Source organism: Nocardia sp. TBRC8007 (assembly GCF_056629435.1).
On sequence record NZ_JBWSOR010000003.1, the window covers coordinates 18,036 to 33,393 of the forward strand.

16 protein-coding genes are annotated in these 15,358 nt (G+C 66.1%); 10 read left to right on the forward strand and 6 right to left on the reverse strand.

All coding sequences use genetic code 11. The annotated features are described in order from the left end of the window. Positions 1-2 precede the first annotated feature (2 nt). Positions 3-302, reverse strand: a complete 300-nt coding sequence (locus ACX4ZE_RS04355; RefSeq protein ID WP_480271986.1) for a DUF5703 family protein — start codon at positions 300-302, stop codon at positions 3-5. Further along, entirely contained in the window at positions 302-1,315 is a 1,014-nt protein-coding gene (locus ACX4ZE_RS04360) for a YncE family protein (RefSeq protein ID WP_480271987.1), read from the reverse strand. Before ACX4ZE_RS04360 ends, ACX4ZE_RS04355 begins: the two co-directional genes overlap by 1 nt. Before the next feature lie 207 nt (positions 1,316-1,522). On the opposite strand from ACX4ZE_RS04360, the gene ACX4ZE_RS04365 reads away from it, so the two are divergent. The 3 genes from ACX4ZE_RS04365 to ACX4ZE_RS04375 are packed head-to-tail and all read left to right on the forward strand — an operon-like array spanning position 1,523 to position 4,490. After that, positions 1,523-1,840 carry a hypothetical protein gene (locus ACX4ZE_RS04365; RefSeq protein ID WP_480271988.1) on the forward strand — a complete coding sequence of 106 codons (318 nt, stop codon included), beginning with the start codon at positions 1,523-1,525 and terminating at the stop codon, positions 1,838-1,840. A 6-nt stretch (positions 1,841-1,846) separates the two neighbouring features. After that, positions 1,847-2,380, forward strand: coding sequence for a WKL family lipoprotein (locus ACX4ZE_RS04370; protein ID WP_480271989.1), 534 nt, complete (start codon positions 1,847-1,849; stop codon positions 2,378-2,380). Between the two features lie 16 nt (positions 2,381-2,396). Continuing rightward, entirely contained in the window at positions 2,397-4,490 is a 2,094-nt protein-coding gene (locus ACX4ZE_RS04375) for an MMPL family transporter (RefSeq protein ID WP_480271990.1), read from the forward strand. 24 nt (positions 4,491-4,514) lie between these two features. Here the strand turns inward: ACX4ZE_RS04375 and ACX4ZE_RS04380 are convergent, their stop codons facing one another. The 4 genes from ACX4ZE_RS04380 to ACX4ZE_RS04395 form a co-directional block, all read right to left on the reverse strand. Continuing rightward, entirely contained in the window at positions 4,515-5,369 is an 855-nt protein-coding gene (locus ACX4ZE_RS04380) for a heme ABC transporter ATP-binding protein (RefSeq protein WP_480271991.1), read from the reverse strand. Further along, on the reverse strand, positions 5,366-6,460 hold the full coding sequence (locus ACX4ZE_RS04385; RefSeq protein WP_480271992.1) for a FecCD family ABC transporter permease: 1,095 nt from the start codon (positions 6,458-6,460) through the stop codon (positions 5,366-5,368). The genes ACX4ZE_RS04380 and ACX4ZE_RS04385 overlap by 4 nt, the downstream gene beginning before the upstream one ends. Beyond that, complete coding sequence (locus ACX4ZE_RS04390) at positions 6,457-7,533, reverse strand: heme/hemin ABC transporter substrate-binding protein (RefSeq protein WP_480271993.1); 1,077 nt, start codon at positions 7,531-7,533, stop codon at positions 6,457-6,459. The genes ACX4ZE_RS04385 and ACX4ZE_RS04390 overlap by 4 nt, the downstream gene beginning before the upstream one ends. A 67-nt stretch (positions 7,534-7,600) precedes the next feature. Continuing rightward, positions 7,601-8,563, reverse strand: a complete 963-nt coding sequence (locus tag ACX4ZE_RS04395; RefSeq protein WP_480271994.1) for an aldo/keto reductase — start codon at positions 8,561-8,563, stop codon at positions 7,601-7,603. A 230-nt stretch (positions 8,564-8,793) separates the two neighbouring features. Here ACX4ZE_RS04395 and ACX4ZE_RS04400 point away from each other — a divergent pair, with 230 nt between their 5' ends. The 7 genes from ACX4ZE_RS04400 to ACX4ZE_RS04430 all read left to right on the forward strand — a co-directional run bounded on the left by ACX4ZE_RS04400 (position 8,794) and on the right by ACX4ZE_RS04430 (position 15,337). Then, positions 8,794-9,636 carry an undecaprenyl-diphosphate phosphatase gene (locus ACX4ZE_RS04400; protein ID WP_480271995.1) on the forward strand — a complete coding sequence of 281 codons (843 nt, stop codon included), beginning with the start codon at positions 8,794-8,796 and terminating at the stop codon, positions 9,634-9,636. Positions 9,637-9,652: 16 nt separating this feature from the next. Next, entirely contained in the window at positions 9,653-10,399 is a 747-nt protein-coding gene (locus ACX4ZE_RS04405) for a histidine phosphatase family protein (RefSeq protein ID WP_480271996.1), read from the forward strand. Positions 10,400-10,476: 77 nt separating this feature from the next. After that, on the forward strand, positions 10,477-11,061 hold the full coding sequence (locus tag ACX4ZE_RS04410) for a DUF3090 domain-containing protein (protein ID WP_480271997.1): 585 nt from the start codon (positions 10,477-10,479) through the stop codon (positions 11,059-11,061). Positions 11,062-11,065: 4 nt separating this feature from the next. Beyond that, a complete protein-coding gene (locus ACX4ZE_RS04415) occupies positions 11,066-11,872 on the forward strand; it encodes an SCO1664 family protein (RefSeq protein ID WP_480271998.1) in 807 nt (268 codons plus the stop codon). A 90-nt stretch (positions 11,873-11,962) separates the two neighbouring features. Continuing rightward, positions 11,963-13,201 carry a cysteine--1-D-myo-inosityl 2-amino-2-deoxy-alpha-D-glucopyranoside ligase gene (gene mshC, locus ACX4ZE_RS04420; protein WP_480271999.1) on the forward strand — a complete coding sequence of 413 codons (1,239 nt, stop codon included), beginning with the start codon at positions 11,963-11,965 and terminating at the stop codon, positions 13,199-13,201. A gap of 428 nt (positions 13,202-13,629) precedes the next feature. Further along, the gene (locus ACX4ZE_RS04425; RefSeq protein WP_480272000.1) at positions 13,630-14,199 is read left to right on the forward strand and encodes a TetR/AcrR family transcriptional regulator; all 570 of its coding nucleotides are present in this window, start codon (positions 13,630-13,632) and stop codon (positions 14,197-14,199) included. A 235-nt stretch (positions 14,200-14,434) separates the two neighbouring features. After that, positions 14,435-15,337, forward strand: a complete 903-nt coding sequence (locus ACX4ZE_RS04430; RefSeq protein WP_480272001.1) for an alpha/beta fold hydrolase — start codon at positions 14,435-14,437, stop codon at positions 15,335-15,337. The last annotated feature ends 21 nt before the right edge of the window (positions 15,338-15,358 follow it).

Below are 15,358 nucleotides of genomic sequence, written 5' to 3' on the forward strand. Positions count from 1 at the left end.
ACTCACATTCCAGGTTCGGGCTGAGGTAGTAGGGCGGACTTACGACGTCGCAGCAGCACCCGCCTGCTGCCGTCGGTGTAGGCCCGGACGCGGGAGAGCTCCCAGCCACCGAACTCGGCCTGGATCGCCAGCCGCATGGAGGCGGTCACCCTTGTGACATCCGGCGGCAGGCGCAACGGCACATACTCGTAGTCGTCGCTGGTGGTCTCCCAGCCCGTGGGCAGCGCGCGCCCGCGCCCCCGGTGTGCTGCCGGATCAGCGGATGTCGCGGAAGCGTCGCCCGCGCGTGGTGTCCGAGCCATCAGTGCCCTCTCTTCCGATCGTCCACACCGATCCGCTGCAGACCCTCGCCGACCGCGGAGCCGACGAACAGGTCCCCTGTGCGCTGTTCGATGGTCACCGAGTTCGGTTGCCGAACAGTGGCGTAGCGACCCACTTCTTTCGGTATACCAGTCGACAGATCGAATCCGACGACCTCGTTGCGCTGCGTGCACGTCACCCACACGGTGTCGGACCGCTGATCGTAGGCCAGCGCATAAGGCGAAGATCCTACTGGGAACCGCTGGCGCAGGACGAGTGGTCCCGCAGTGTAGACCAGCAGTTCGCCGCCCCCGGTATCGGTGACCACGAACCGGCCTCGGGAATCGCCGATCATCTCCGTGGCCCCGTCACCCGCCCGCAGGGCCAGCCCTGGCCGGTCTCTGCCCGGATCGATCTCGAAGATCGCGCTCTGGTGCCGATCGAGCACACCGAGTTCGCCCCCGGCTTCGGCGAGTTCGTCGACAGAGACCAGACCGGATATGGTTCGGGTCACCGTGCCGTCCTTCGCCAGGGAAAGCACCCGGCCGTCGGCCGTGCCGACCAGCAATCCACCGTCCTCGCGCGGCAGCGCCGAACGCACGTCACCGTCGACGGCGAGCTCTCCGACCGCGCCGGAAGCGAGGTCGACCCGCAGTACCCGGCCCGGTGCGGTCGCCAGCATCTCACCCGGTCTACCTGGCGTGAGACCGTTGGCGTTATCCGGTAGCGTCACGCTGCGCACCACGGGTGGATTGCCATCGGGGTCGATCACGGTGAGGACAGCGCCGTGCAGAGCGGCCAACAATCCGCTGGTGGGATCCGCTTCCAGCGCGTCGATCGGCCCGCTCGGCAGTATCCGGCCGATGGGCGGTGCGACAGTTTCTGGTGCGACCGCGGCAGTGGCCGGTTCCCTGGTCGGTACATCGGGTCTCTCGGCGGGGGAGGAGCATCCGGCCAGCAGTACCAGCACCCCCAACCCTGTGAATGCCGAGACGACCGAGCCGCGAGGGCGCATCCACCGAACTCCTTCTACCGACGAATTATCGACGAATCTTCCGCAAACCTCACCATCTGACCATGATGACGCAACGAGCCGACCGACCGGGTGCCGTTTCGAGCGGAAAGTCAGTGATCGGAGTTACGGTTTAGCGAGCACATACTGTCCGATGTAGGGAGATTCGGGTTGAAAGCCGACCATTTGTCGGAATTTACCATCGATGACGTGACCGTCGGCTGCTACGCACACGGGTTCGGGACCACTGCCGACGGCCATCTATTCGCATTCCAGACGGTTCGCGCGACCTTGACGCTGGAGATCTATCGTCACGACCTCGACAGTCCTGTTCCTGGCCCGGACGACGTGCTCGCGGTCGCCACGGCCACGGTCACCGACATCGATCTCGACGACGAACGCAGCGTCGTCGCCCTGGTGCGAGATATGATCCCCACCGCCACAACGATCAGCGCCCCCTCGGGCCAGGAGAGCACCACTGTGCGGGCCCTGCTGGGGCGGATCGGCTCTGTCATCGAAGGTATGTAGGAAGTGATGGCCACCCCGCTACTCGCCCGGACAACTCTTATCGCGGCGAGTGCCCTGTTCGCGGCATCGGCCGCGGCCTGCGGCACCGGACCGGACGAAGCCGCCGTCGAGGCGGCTCGCTCGTCGGCGCACGCGGCACTGTCCTCCTCGGCCATCGCCTCCAGTAGCACTGCGCGACCGCCGCTGCCGACCGCCGCCGAACTGGACAACCAGATCAAGCGAGCATTGGATCCGGCCCTGCCCGACAGCGAACGCACCGCCCTCATCGAAGACGGCGAAGCCTTCCGACAGGCCATTCCCGACATGTATCGGGCATTGCAGGACAACCCGCGCGCCCGCTACGGCGTGACCGACCCGGTGTTCGACAACCACGATGGCACGCTCACCGCCACCATGCGGCTGGACAAGGACGGCACCGGCACCGCGATCCGCACCACCGTCATGCACTTCGTGTTCCTCGATGGCATGTGGAAGATCTCGCGCACCGATCTGTGCGGCATTCTGCGTTCAGCGGATTACCACACACCGGCCTGCGGCTGAACGCGCCGACGACGCGATGGGCGAATCCGAATCGCTGCGCTGGGGACGGTTCGTCCACCGCCACCGCTTCCTCATCCTGGCCTTCGCGGTACTGTTCGTGTCGGTCTCGGGCTGGTACGGCCGTGACCTGTCCGGGCGGCTGTCCCAGGAGGGCTGGTTCGACGAGAGCAGCGAGTCGGTCGCCGCTGCCGAGCTGATCGACCGCACCTTCGGCCGTGACACCGATAGCGACCTGGTTCTGCTCTACACCGTCCCCGAAGGCGCGACCGTCGACGATCCCTCCGTGCGGGGCCCGGTCACCACGCAACTGGCCGGGCTACTGGCCACGTATCCCGACCGCATCCTGAAGATCGACAGCTATTGGGACAGTCCATTTTCCGCTCAGGCCACCGATGCCACGCGCAGGCACGCGTTCGCCAGTGTCGGTCTCCGCGGCTCGGGCACTGCCGCCATCGAGAACTACGCGGCTATCGCGGACCATCTCGGCGCCGGAGTCGTCGGTGGCGGCCCCGGCGGTACTACAGTGCAGCTAGCCGGGTTGCAACCGATTGTCGAGGGCATCAACGCCGGGATGCAGCACGACATCAAACGCGCCGAAATGATCGCCCTGCCGATCGTGGCGATCCTGCTGTATTTCGTGTTCGGCGGCGTCATCGGGGCGCTGCTACCGATCCTGATCGGTGGCATGACCATCTTGGGTACGCAAGGCGTACTACGGTTGCTCACCGACCACATCGAAGTCAACGCCTTCGCCAGCGCTGTCATGACTCTGGTCAGCCTGGGATTGGCAATCGACTACGGGCTGTTCACCGTCACTCGTTTCCGGGAGGAGCTCGCCGCGGGCCACTCTATGGAAGACGCCGTGGCACGTACCGTCACGACCGCAGGGCGTACTGTATTGTTCTCAGCCGCGATCATTGCCTTCAGCCTCGCCGCGCTGTTCATTTTCCCGAACGGAGTTCTGCGCTCGGTGCCCTTCGGCGGTATCAGCGCGGTCCTGCTCGCGGCGCTCCTTTCGGTGACCGCGCTACCCGCGGCATTGGGCATCATCGGACCCCACATCGACTTCCTGTGCTGGAAGCGGTTTTCCCGCACCAAAAGTCGAGCACAACTAGACGCCGGATTCTTCTCCCGTCTCGCGATGTGGGCCATGCGCCGTCCACTGGCGGTGGTCGTGCCGCTCGTACTCGGGTTGCTCGCGCTCAGCATCCCGCTGCGCCACATCGAGTTCGGCGGATTGAGTGAACGGTATCTGGACGAGAACAATCCGGCGCGGGTAGCGCAGGAGCATTTCGACGAACTGTTCCCGAGTTTCCGCACCGAACCGCTGAAACTCGTGGTGGTCGGTGCCGATCCGCGGCAACTGAGCGACATTCGCTACGCTGCCAACCACATCTCCGGCCTGACCGGACGATTCGAGCCTGCGGCACCGACAACTGACGGCATCAACGTCCTCACCGCCGGGCTCGTCGACAAACGCGATGCCGACCGAGTGATCGCCGCATTGCGCGATATCGAGGCACCGACGGGGGTGCGGGTGATGGTCACCGGGGTACCCGCGCTGGAACGCGACAGCATCAACGGCCTGCTGGATGGCCTTCCCGCGCTGCTGGCGATTCTAGTGGCAGCAGCGCTGGCATTGATGTACGCGGCGTTCCGGTCGATGGTGCTCGCGTTGAAGGCCGTCGCCATGAGCGCGCTCAGTCTCCTCTCCACCCTCGGTATATTGACTTGGATATTCGTCGAGGGCCACGGGGCGGAGATCTTCCATTTCACGCCGGGACCATTGATGTTCGCGGTGCTGGCGCTGATCGTGACCGTGGTGTTCGGGCTGTCCACCGACTACGAGGTGTTCTTGTTGTCCCGGGTTTCGGAGGCACGCGCCTGCGGCGCCGACGCACCAGAGGCGATCCGCTTCGGGATCGCCCACACCGGCGGTGTGATCACCTCAGCTGCCGCCATCCTGATCGTGGTCACCGGTGCGTTCGGGTTCTCGGATCTGGTGTTGATGAAGTACATCGCCTACGGGATGATCGCGGCCCTGATCCTGGACGCCACCGTGATCCGCATGCTGTTGACTCCCGCATTGCTGAAGCTGATCTGGCGATAGCCGTGTGAGCCGGGCGGCGCATGGTCAACCGCGGACCGGCAACACCAGCTGAGCGCCGGTGACGGGGTGGTCGAGGACTTCGACCGGATGCTGATAGACCCGGGTGAGCAATTCGGTGGTCAGCACCGCACGGGGTGGTCCGTCGGCGGCGATGCGGCCGGATTCGAGAACCGCGACACGATCGGCATAGGCGGCGGCGATCCCGAGATCGTGCAGGACAACGACTACTGCTGTCCCCGCGGCGGCACGCTCGAGCACCAACCTCAGTACCGTCTCCTGATGGCCGAGGTCCAGTGCGGCGGTCGGCTCGTCCAGCAGCAGTGTCGCAGTGTCCTGGGCAAGCACCCTCGCCAATGCCACTCGGGCACGTTCACCGCCCGACAGGGTCGGAAACGACCGTGCGCCGAGATGTTCGACATCGGCGGCGACCATCGCGGCGGCGATCTTCTCCTCGTCGAGTTCCCTTCGCCGAGTACGTGCCCACGGCGCACGTCCCATCGCCACCACTTCCCGCGCGGTGAACGGGAATCCGACCGTGTGGCTCTGGGGTAGCACGCCACGGCGGCGCGCCATGTCCAGCGGCGTCCAGTGTGGCAACGCCCGCCCGTCGAGCTCGATCACTCCGGCACTGGGCGCCAGCTCCCCGGCGAGCGCCGCCAGCAAGGTCGATTTGCCCGCACCGTTCGGGCCCACCAGAGCCACCACCTGGCCCGCGACGACGTCGAAATCGATCCCTTCCAGCACTCGCCTGATATGCGCGCCTCCGGCGCCACGCCGATCCACATGTACACCCGCCGCCCGCACGGTGACCGTCCCGTGCTCCGGTGCCTCGGGCAACTCGTGCTCCCACCCGAACACTCCGCGCACCCCCTGGATCATGCCCACCCGCCGGAACGAGCACGAGTACGCCGCAGCAGCCAGAAGAAAACGGGGCCGCCGATGAGGGAGGTGAGCATGCCCAGGGGCAGGTCGGCATTGTCGACCAGCGAGCGGGCAGTGACATCGGCACCGAGCAGCACCGCCGCGCCGACGAGGGCACTGAGCGGGGTGAGGACACGATGAGCAGGTCCGACCAGCATGCGAACCAGATGCGGGACGATGAGTCCGACGAAGAGGATGATACCGGTGAACGCGACACCGGCGGCGGCCAGGACCGCGACGACAATGATCACGGTGCGACGCAGCCGCTCCACGTCGACACCGAGATGACGCGCGGCGGACTCGCCGAGCGCCAGCAGATCCAGCCGTGGCGCCAACCCCGCCGCCGCGGTGACGCCGACGAAGACCAGCGGCGCGACCACACCGACAGACTCCCAGGTCGCACCGTTGAGCGACCCCAGCTGCCAGAACACGAGCTGGTCCCTGGCCGCAGGGGAGGCGATGAACAACAGTAATGCGATCACCCCGCCCGCGAATGCGTTGATCGCCACACCGGTGAGCACGAGCGTGACCACCTCGGTGCGGCCCCCCGCCCTGGCCAGCACGTACACCATCATCGTGGTCGCCAGCCCGGCGGCGAACGCGGCGACGGCCACCGACCATGCCGCCACGAACGCGCCACCCACCACGATCACCGTGCCCGCGCCGACCGCGGCGCCCGCCGACACCCCGATCACCCCGGGTTCGGCGAGCGGATTGGCGAACACACCCTGCAACAACGCGCCCGCTGTCGCCAGCGCCGCGCCGACCAGCATCGCCAGCACCACCCGCGGGAAGCGCACCTCCCACAGCGTCACCTCACCCGCTGGATGCGTGGGCATCGGCCCCAGTTCCAGCCCGATCCGGTGCAGTACGCTGCCCGCCACCTCGGCAGGTGTCGTCGGCACCTGGCCGATCGTCGCCGATGCCAACGCCAGTGCGACCAACCCCGCCACAGCGGCGGCGTACACCAGCACTACCCAGGAACGACCGCGCGCTCCTGACGCAGGGACAGCCGGCGATCGCTTCGCGTGCGTGGTAGGAGAACTCATGCGTGCCCGGTGCCGTACACGGCCTCGCTCAGCGCCGCGATCACCCGACCGGTATTGGGTCCGAAGCTCAGCAGCGCGGCATCGGCCATGTCCACCACTCGCCGTTCGCGCCCGGCCGGAGTCTGGGCAATACCAGGTATCTTTCGCAGGCCTTCCACCCCGCCCACGGACTTCAGCCCGTCCGACATCACCAACAGCACATCCGGCGCGGTGCCGATCATGGCTTCACTGGTGATCGTGGTGAACGGCTCGGTCAGCCCCGCGGCAGTGCCCGCGTCCCGCGCGCCCAATGCGGCGATCAGCGCGTCCGCACCCGACCCCGGCCCCGCCAGCATCGTGATGTCAGCGGAACGCAGGTAGAGAAACGCTATGGTCAACCGCTGGTCGTGAGTAGGAACGGCGGCTTTCGCAGCGGCGATCTCGTCTCTGGTGCGTTGCGCCAGCTCCTGCCCGCGCTCGGGAACACCCACTGCGGCCGCCACCGCCTCGATCTGCGGAACCACCCCGTCCATCGTGCGCGCCGGGTCGAAGTAGACAACAGTGACGCCTGCCGCGCGCAACTGTTCCCGTACCGCGGGCGAGGCGCTTGTGGTGTCGGTCAGCAGCACCGAGGGGCGCAGCGCCAGGACCGATTCCACGTTCAGTGAACCGCTGCCGCCCGCCACGTCAGGCACATCCCGCACCGCGGGGAATGCCGCGCTGCCGCTGCGGCCGACCAGTTCCGGCCCCAGTCCGAGCGCGTACACGATCTGGGCGAGAGTGCCGTAACGATCCACGGCGATGATGCGGTCGACATCGGTGACGGTGACCGTACTGCCGTCGAACGAACGCACTGTCACCGGCAGCGTGGGCACTGGTTCCGGCCCGATCGGCACTGGATCCAGCTCGGCCAGTCGCGCTGTCGATGGTCCGTGCCCGGTCCGCGGAACATCCCCCGTCCGCGGAGCATCACTGTCGGTAGCGCACGCGACCGACCCGGCAAGCAGGCTCGCGGCGAACAGAGCCGAGACGACACGCCGCCACCCGGCTCGGACTCGGTTTCCACACCCACCCGCGGTCACTGCAGTACTCATGTAGGCAAGGCTAATCTCTCGAGGGCGACCCCTTGGCGCGAGTCTCTTCACCCCAGGTCGGCCTCTGTCACTCGGCACGAGCACTGACGTCGTCCAACGCGGCCGCGATCGCCCGCGGCAACTCGAGAGTCTCGGCGGCCAGCACGCCGGTGAGCTGGCCGATATCGCGGGCACCGACGACCATACTGCCGACGCCGGGCCGATCCCGGATCCAGGCCAGCGCGACCGCCAACGGCGATGTGCCCAATCCGTCCGCCGCGGTCACCAGCGCCTCCACCACGCGGGTGGCGCGCTCGTCGAGACCGGTGTGGATCTCGGCCGCAGTAGCTTCCTCGGCGCCACGCGAGTCGGCGGGGACCCCGTCGCGATACTTCCCGGTGAGGATGCCGCCCGCCAACGGCGCCGAGGCGATCACACCGACGCCGTGATACTGCGCGGCCGGAACGATGTCGGTCTCCGCGTCGCGCGCCAGCAGCGAATACGGTGTCTGCGCCGCGGTCACAGGGGTGGTCGCCGCCAAGCTCGCCAGCTGCCACGCCCCGAACCCACGCACCCCCGCGTACCGGACTCGCCCCGAACGCACCGCCTGTTCCAGGGTTGCGGCGACCTCCGCCAGCGGTGTCGACGGATCCCACACCGCGACATTCCAGATGTCGAGATGATCAGTGCCGAATTGCCGCAGCGTGCGATCCAACTGTCGCAGCAGCGCCCGTCGCGAGGTGTCCGCCGTGGCTTGCGTCAGCTCCGGCACCGGACCCGCGGCAGCGGATCTCGGGGGAGTGACCCCCGCACACCCGCTGAGCACCAGCTCATCGCGGGAGACCAGATCACCGAGTAGCTCGGCGAGGATCCGTTGCGCGGCGCCACCCGCGTAGGCTGGCGAGGTGTCCACCAGCGTGCCGCCCGCTTCGACGAATGCCATCAGTTGCTCTCCGGCGGCCTCGACGTCGGTGTGCTCACCCCAGGTATGGGTTGCCAGGCCCATCCGCGACACCCGCAGGCCGCTGCGTCCGACCGTCCGCTGTTCCATCACCGTGTCCGCGCATTCGTCACGGCGCCAAGCCTAGAACGTGCCGACCAGAACGTGTCTCGGCACACCGCTGCTGGACATACCGCGAAATGCGACGGCAGCCCGACATATCGCGTGCGACCGGGCACTGTACCCTCGCTGCGGGATTGCGACGGTGTCGGCGCGGCGCGCCGATCGCCCGGTCCGATCCGAGGTTTCTTGTAGTACATGTAGTAGCAGAGAGGGATTTCGTGGGCGAGTCGATGACCTGGATACAGGCACTGGTGCTCGGTCTGGTGCAGGGATTGACAGAGTTCCTGCCGGTATCATCGTCGGCACACCTGCGCATCGTGTCTTCGGTGTTCTTCGGTGATGACGCGGGCGCTTCGTTCACGGCAGTCACCCAGCTCGGCACCGAAGCCGCTGTGTTGGTGTTCTTCGCCAAGGACATCGCACGAATCGTGCGGGCATGGTTCGCCGGGCTCGGCGACACAGCGCGCCGGGGGCTGGACTACCGGATCGGCTGGTATGTGATAATCGCTACGATCCCGATCGGTGTCCTCGGTCTTCTGTTCAAGGACCAGATCCGCACGGGGGCGCGCAATCTGTGGCTGGTGTCGTTCATGCTGATCGCCTTCGCTCTGGTCATCGCCGCGAGCGAGTACTACGGACGCAAGCAGCGCCCGATCGAGCAACTGACCACCCGCGACGGTCTGGTGATGGGTTTCGCTCAGTGCCTGGCCCTGATTCCCGGAGTCTCCCGCTCCGGCGCGACCTCGTCCGCGGGGTTGTTCCTCGGGCTGGAGCGCGCAGCGGCCGTGCGGTTTTCGTTCCTGCTCGCCATCCCCGCCGTGACCGCCTCGGGCTTGTTCAGCCTCCCGGACGCGTTCCAACCCGCCGGCGCAGGCCTCAATGCCAGTGGGCCGCAACTGTTGGCGGCGACGCTGGTGTCGTTCGTCGTCGGCTATGCCTCGGTGGCATGGCTTCTACGCTTTGTGACGCGACATTCACTGAACTGGTTCGTCGGCTACCGCATTGTGCTCGGGCTGACCATCATGGGTCTGCTGGCAAGCGGAATGGTCTCTGCCACATGATCGCTAAGCTGGCCGTATGACAGTGATCCTGCTGCGGCACGGTGTGTCCACGTCGAACACCGCCCGGACCTTGGCCGGCCGCAGCAACGGCGTCGATCTCACCGAACGGGGCGACGAGCAGGCGCGGGCCATCGCCGAACGACTGAGCGGTCTCCCGATCGAACGCATCGTGCACTCCCCGTTACTGCGCTGCCGACGCACGGTGTCCCCGCTGGTGGAGAAATTCGGATTGGAGCCGGTATTCGACGACCGGCTGACCGAAGTGGATTACGGTGAGTGGACAGGCAGGCCGCTGGCGGAACTACTGGCCGAACCTCTGTGGAAAGTCGTGCAACATCATGCTTCGGGTGCGGTGTTCCCTGGCGGCGAGGGCCTCGCACAGGTGCAGTCCCGCGCGGTGACCGCGGTCCGCGACCACGATCGCGCGCTCGCCGGACAACACGGCCGCGACGCACTGTGGGTGGCGTGCACACATGGGGATGTGATCAAGTCGGTACTCGCCGACGCACTCGGCATCCACCTCGACGGCTTCCAGCGGATCGTGGTCGAACCAGCATCGATCAGCATCGTCCGCTACACCCCGACCGCACCGTATGTGTGGCGGGTCAACGACACCGGCACCGACTTGTCCGCACTCGCCGCGACCGGCGGACAACGCTCCAGGTCCCCGGGAACCGAGACCGCCGAACCGGTTCCCGGCGGCGAACTCGGCGTCGCGGGAAGTGCGGATAATGGGAGTGCGGAGCGCCGGGATTCTTGGTGAGTAATGGAGCAGTGTTCAGTTGTATGGAATCCCCGCGCTGCGGGTAGTCGATCAGGGTCACGTATCAGGAGGTGCATGTGTCACGCGCAATCCATGTATTCCGCACCCCCGATCGTTTCGTCGCCGGGACCGTCGGTGAGCCGGGCGATCGCGCGTTCTATCTGCAAGCCGTGCAACAACCGCGGGTAGTCAGCGTGTTGCTGGAGAAGCAACAAGTGAAGGTCCTCGCCGATCGAATGGGTCTGCTGCTGGACGAGGTCGCGCGTCGCTTCGGCGCGGAGGTACCGCCGCAGGCCGAGGACGTCACCGACAACGCACCATTGGTGACCCCGATCGATGCCGAGTTCCGGGTCGGCACCATGGGACTGGGCTGGGACGCCGACGCGGGCGCGGTGGTGGTGGAACTGCTGGCGATCACCGAAACCGAGGTCGACGAGTCGGTGGTGCTCGACGACACCGAGGAGGGTCCGGACGCGGTGCGCGTGTTCCTCACCCCTAGTCAGGCACGCGAATTCGCGCTGCGCTCTACACGGGTGATCGCGGCGGGCCGTCCGCCGTGTCCGCTGTGTGGAGAGCCGCTCTCGGCACGTGGTCATATGTGCGTACGCACCAATGGCTACAAGCGCGGCGACATTTTCGGTACGGCCGAGCTAGAGGAGTAATCCGGTGGTCGAGACGGGGGGCCGACTCCACCGCGGCGAGCTGCGGGTGGTCGGACGGGTGAACACCGCCAGTAACGTGACCTTGGTCTGCGATATCGGCAGTACCGACGACGACACCGCCAGCCTGCCGCTACGGGTGGTCTACAAACCGATTCGCGGCGAACGGCCGCTGTGGGATTTCCCTGACGGCACCCTGGCCGGGCGCGAGGTGGCGTCGTATCTGATCTCCGAGGTGATCGGTTGGGGCGTGATTCCCGAAACCATCTTGCGTGAAGGCCCTTTCGGGCCCGGTATGGTGCAACGCTGGGTGGAAGGCATCGACAGCCGCGACGACCGACTCGACCTGATCGATCTGTGCCCTACGGGCTCGGTGCCCGACGGATTCCGCGAAGTGCTGCGCGCGCTGGATCAACAGGGCAATGCGGTGTCGCTGATCCATGCCGACGACCCGCGGTTGCGGCGTGTGGCAGTGTTGGATGTGTTGCTCAACAACGCCGACCGTAAGGGCGGACATGCGCTTGAAAGCGTGGACGGCCAGGTATACGGTGTCGACCACGGCATCTGTCTACACGCCGAGGACAAATTACGCACCGTACTGTGGGGTTGGGCGGGCCAGCCGATCAGCGCGGAGCTGATCGCCGATATCGCCGCGTTCGCTGCCCGACTGCCGGGCCGGTTCGCCGATATACTGAGCGAGCACATCACCGATGCCGAGATCGACGCGCTGATCGAACGGACCCGGCACATGGTCGACGATCCGGTGATGCCGGTCCCGCGTACCTCGCGCCCCATCCCGTGGCCCGCACTCTGAGCTACCCGAGGCGCAGGTCACCACAGTCCGCGCAGCACGCGGGATGGGGCGGGAACAGATGATATCCAACGCACCTTTACCCTCGTAGACATGCAGTCCTGGTCCGATATCGCCCTTCCGACCGTCCCCGGAACAGGACCGCCGTTGCGGTTGTTCGATACCGCCGACCGCCGGCTCCGTCCGGTAACCCCAGGGACGACCGCCACCATGTACGTCTGCGGGATCACCCCCTACGACGCGACGCATCTCGGGCATGCCGCGACCTACCTGACCTTCGACCTGATCAACCGGATCTGGCGAGACCTGGGTCATGATGTGCACTACGTACAGAACGTCACCGACGTCGACGACCCACTGTTCGAGCGCGCGGCCCGGGACGGCGTGGACTGGAGGCAGCTGGGCACCACAGAGATCGATCTGTTCCGTACGGACATGTCCGCGCTGCGCATCCTGCCGCCCCGCGATTATGTGGGCGCGATCGAATCCGTCGACGAGGTCGTCGAATTCGTACAGAAATTACTGGTTTCCGGCGCGGCCTACACTGTCGACGACCCGGAAAATCCCGATATCTACTTCCGTGTCGATGCCACCGAGCAGTTCGGCTACGAATCCGGCTATGACAGGGCGACCATGGAACAGCTGTTCGCCGAGCGTGGCGGCGATCCGAATCGGCACGGTAAACGCGACACGATCGACGCGCTGCTATGGCGCTCGGTCCGCCTCGGCGAGCCGGCCTGGCCCGCGCCATTCGGCGCGGGCAGACCCGGCTGGCATATCGAGTGTTCGGCGATCGCTTTGAACCGCCTCGGCTCGGGGTTCGATATCCAGGGTGGCGGCAGCGACCTGATCTACCCGCACCACGAGTACTCCGCCGCTCATGCCGAGTCGTTGATCGCGGGCCGTCGTTTCGCCCGCCATTACGTGCATGCCGGCCTGATCGGGCTGGATGGGGAGAAGATGTCCAAGTCCAAGGGCAACCTGGTATTGGTGTCCACGTTGCGCCGCGACGGCGTCGACCCGGCCGTGATTCGTCTGGGTCTGCTGGCCGGACACTACCGCCTGGATCGGATGTGGACCGATGCCCTGCTGGAGCAGGCGACAAAGCGGATCGAGCTGTGGCGCGCTGCCACAGCCTGCACGGCTGGCCCCTCGGCCACCGATACAGTCGCGCGGCTGCGCAGGCATCTGGCCGACGACTTGGACACTCCCAGGGCACTCGACGCGGTAGACAACTGGGCACGTCAAACGCTCGACTATGGTGGCACGGACACCGAAGCACCCGCCATGATCACTGCTGCGATCGACGCTCTGCTCGGAGTCAGGCTCTAGCACGCACCTCAACGACAGCCGATTCCTCCTGTGACACAGTCTTTCCCCGACACCAGGTTTCCTGCCGCGGTGGGTGGAGCGTTTCGATCGTTCGTCGCTCCGGCGGAGAATCTTCCCGCTCCAGCACCATCGGCAGGCTCGTCTACTCCGAAAAATTCATCAGAGCAACAGTTCTCGCCGTCCAGAGCACTTCGAAGCGGAGGCACGCGACCACGGCGGTCGGGGCGCCACCCAGCGTGGGTACGCGCTTGCGCGCAGGGCCGGACCGAGGCCGGATACCTATTGCGCGATAACTATTTCCGCAGGTAACTGCTACTTGTTGTGCTTGATATACGGGCGCGAAGACGGCAACGACTCGGTCCGGCCGACGCTACGATGCAGTACTGTTCGCTCCCACCCCTGCCCGAACGAAGAGGACGGCGCCGAGAATGTCACGTGTGGTCACCAAGGAGCAATACTTCGACACCGGCTTGCTCATGCTCGCCGAGCTCGGCTTCAAGGGCCTGAATATAGGTGTGCTGTGCCGGAGACTCGGCGTCACCAGTGGCTCGTTCTACCATCATTTCGGCAGCTGGCAGGGTTTCGTCGACGCCTTGCTCGACTATTGGGAGAGCCGTCAGGTGCGTACCCTCGCGACGCTGCCATTCGACCAGGGGAATCCGGACGACGATATCCGCGTCATGTCCGCGCTCGCCGAAGGACCGCACCATTTCGCCGAAGCAGCGATTCGTGCGTGGGCGGCCAATGACGAATCGGTCAACTTGGCTCTCAAGCGTGTCGACGAATCCCGTAGACGCACTGTGCACAAGGCACTCAAAGGCATCGTCGGCGACGACGACACCGCCGATGCGGTCACCTCGCTGGGCATGGCAATGCTCATCGGCTACCAGCAGATCACCGCGGGCGGCGAGGAACTGTCTCTAGAAGGACTGCTGGCCGAATACGCACGTCTGATCTACTCGTACGCCGACGCTGCGCTCACGGGGGCAGCCGAGTAGTTCGGCCCGGAAATCCGCCGACGATGTGCGAAGCGCGGCAGTATAAAGCAAGAGAGGCAGGAAGCCGCAGCAGCGGCCGACGCGACGAGACAACCAAACCGATCGCCACGCCTACGGTGGCATTCTCGCAGAGCACGCGATCGGCGCCCGGCCCACGCTATAGACGCCGGATCGGCTCGGCCGAACTACCGGCCCTGATGCGCGCACCATGCTTGTCGATGACAAGGAGGTAGACATGGAGGAATTCGCGACGTGGCGAGCCAATGGGCGGCGCCTCACCCATCACGGTCATCAGGTCTTCTGGCGCGACAGCGCGGGAGATGGGGCAGGGGTCCTGGTATGTATACACGGATTTCCCACCGCGTCCTGGGACTGGCATCGGATCTGGCCGGGTCTGTGCGAACGCTTCTCCCGGGTGATCGCCCCGGACATGATCGGCTTCGGCTGGTCGGCGAAACCACGCCACTACGACTACCGCATCACCGACCAGGCGGACATCCACGAGCGCCTGCTGCGCACACAAGGCATCGACCGCTTCCATATCCTCGCCCACGACTACGGCGACACCGTTGCCCAGGAACTGCTGGCGCGTGCCGATGAACGTCACGCGACCGGCGACGAATCGCTGGTGCTCGAATCGGTGTGCCTGCTCAACGGCGGCCTGTTTCCCGAGGCGCATCGCCCGCGCCCGGTACAGCGGCTACTGGCGAGCCCGCTCGGATCACTGATCGGGGTATTCGGCAACGAACGCACCTTCCGTCACAGCCTGGCCGCGGTATTCGGTCCCGACAACCGACCCACCGACGTCGAACTCCACCAGTTCTGGCTGTTGTGGTGCAGCAAACACGGTAGGCGTAACGGCCACAAGCTGATCAGCTACATGGCCGAACGCCGCAAGCAGCGACAGCGCTGGGTGGGCGCGCTACAGCGGAGCCGAGTTCCGATCCGATTCGTCAACGGAGTGCTCGACCCGGTCTCCGGAATCCACATGGCCCGCCGCTACCGCGAGCTGATCACCGACCCGGATGTGGTGGAGCTGCCGGGCGTCGGCCACTACCCCCAGCTGGAGGCACCCGAGCGGACCCTTGCGGCACTACTGGAATTCCATGACGAACAGGCGCGCGAATCGACCCCTTGACACGGCAGACGGGTGCGCGCC

Excerpts from the sequence above, each read along its gene's own strand:
- ACX4ZE_RS04375 (WP_480271990.1), top strand. The coding sequence starts at position 2,397 with ATGGGCGAATCCGAATCGCTGCGCTGGGGACGGTTCGTCCACCGCCAC.
- ACX4ZE_RS04360 (WP_480271987.1), bottom strand. The coding sequence starts at position 1,315 with ATGCGCCCTCGCGGCTCGGTCGTCTCGGCATTCACAGGGTTGGGGGTG.
- ACX4ZE_RS04390 (WP_480271993.1), bottom strand. The coding sequence starts at position 7,533 with ATGAGTACTGCAGTGACCGCGGGTGGGTGTGGAAACCGAGTCCGAGCC.
- ACX4ZE_RS04425 (WP_480272000.1), top strand. The coding sequence starts at position 13,630 with ATGTCACGTGTGGTCACCAAGGAGCAATACTTCGACACCGGCTTGCTC.
- mshC (WP_480271999.1), top strand. The coding sequence starts at position 11,963 with ATGCAGTCCTGGTCCGATATCGCCCTTCCGACCGTCCCCGGAACAGGA.
- ACX4ZE_RS04395 (WP_480271994.1), bottom strand. The coding sequence starts at position 8,563 with ATGGAACAGCGGACGGTCGGACGCAGCGGCCTGCGGGTGTCGCGGATG.
- ACX4ZE_RS04355 (WP_480271986.1), bottom strand. The coding sequence starts at position 302 with ATGGCTCGGACACCACGCGCGGGCGACGCTTCCGCGACATCCGCTGAT.
- ACX4ZE_RS04370 (WP_480271989.1), top strand. The coding sequence starts at position 1,847 with ATGGCCACCCCGCTACTCGCCCGGACAACTCTTATCGCGGCGAGTGCC.
- ACX4ZE_RS04430 (WP_480272001.1), top strand. The coding sequence starts at position 14,435 with ATGGAGGAATTCGCGACGTGGCGAGCCAATGGGCGGCGCCTCACCCAT.
- ACX4ZE_RS04385 (WP_480271992.1), bottom strand. The coding sequence starts at position 6,460 with ATGAGTTCTCCTACCACGCACGCGAAGCGATCGCCGGCTGTCCCTGCG.
- ACX4ZE_RS04405 (WP_480271996.1), top strand. The coding sequence starts at position 9,653 with ATGACAGTGATCCTGCTGCGGCACGGTGTGTCCACGTCGAACACCGCC.
- ACX4ZE_RS04380 (WP_480271991.1), bottom strand. The coding sequence starts at position 5,369 with ATGATCCAGGGGGTGCGCGGAGTGTTCGGGTGGGAGCACGAGTTGCCC.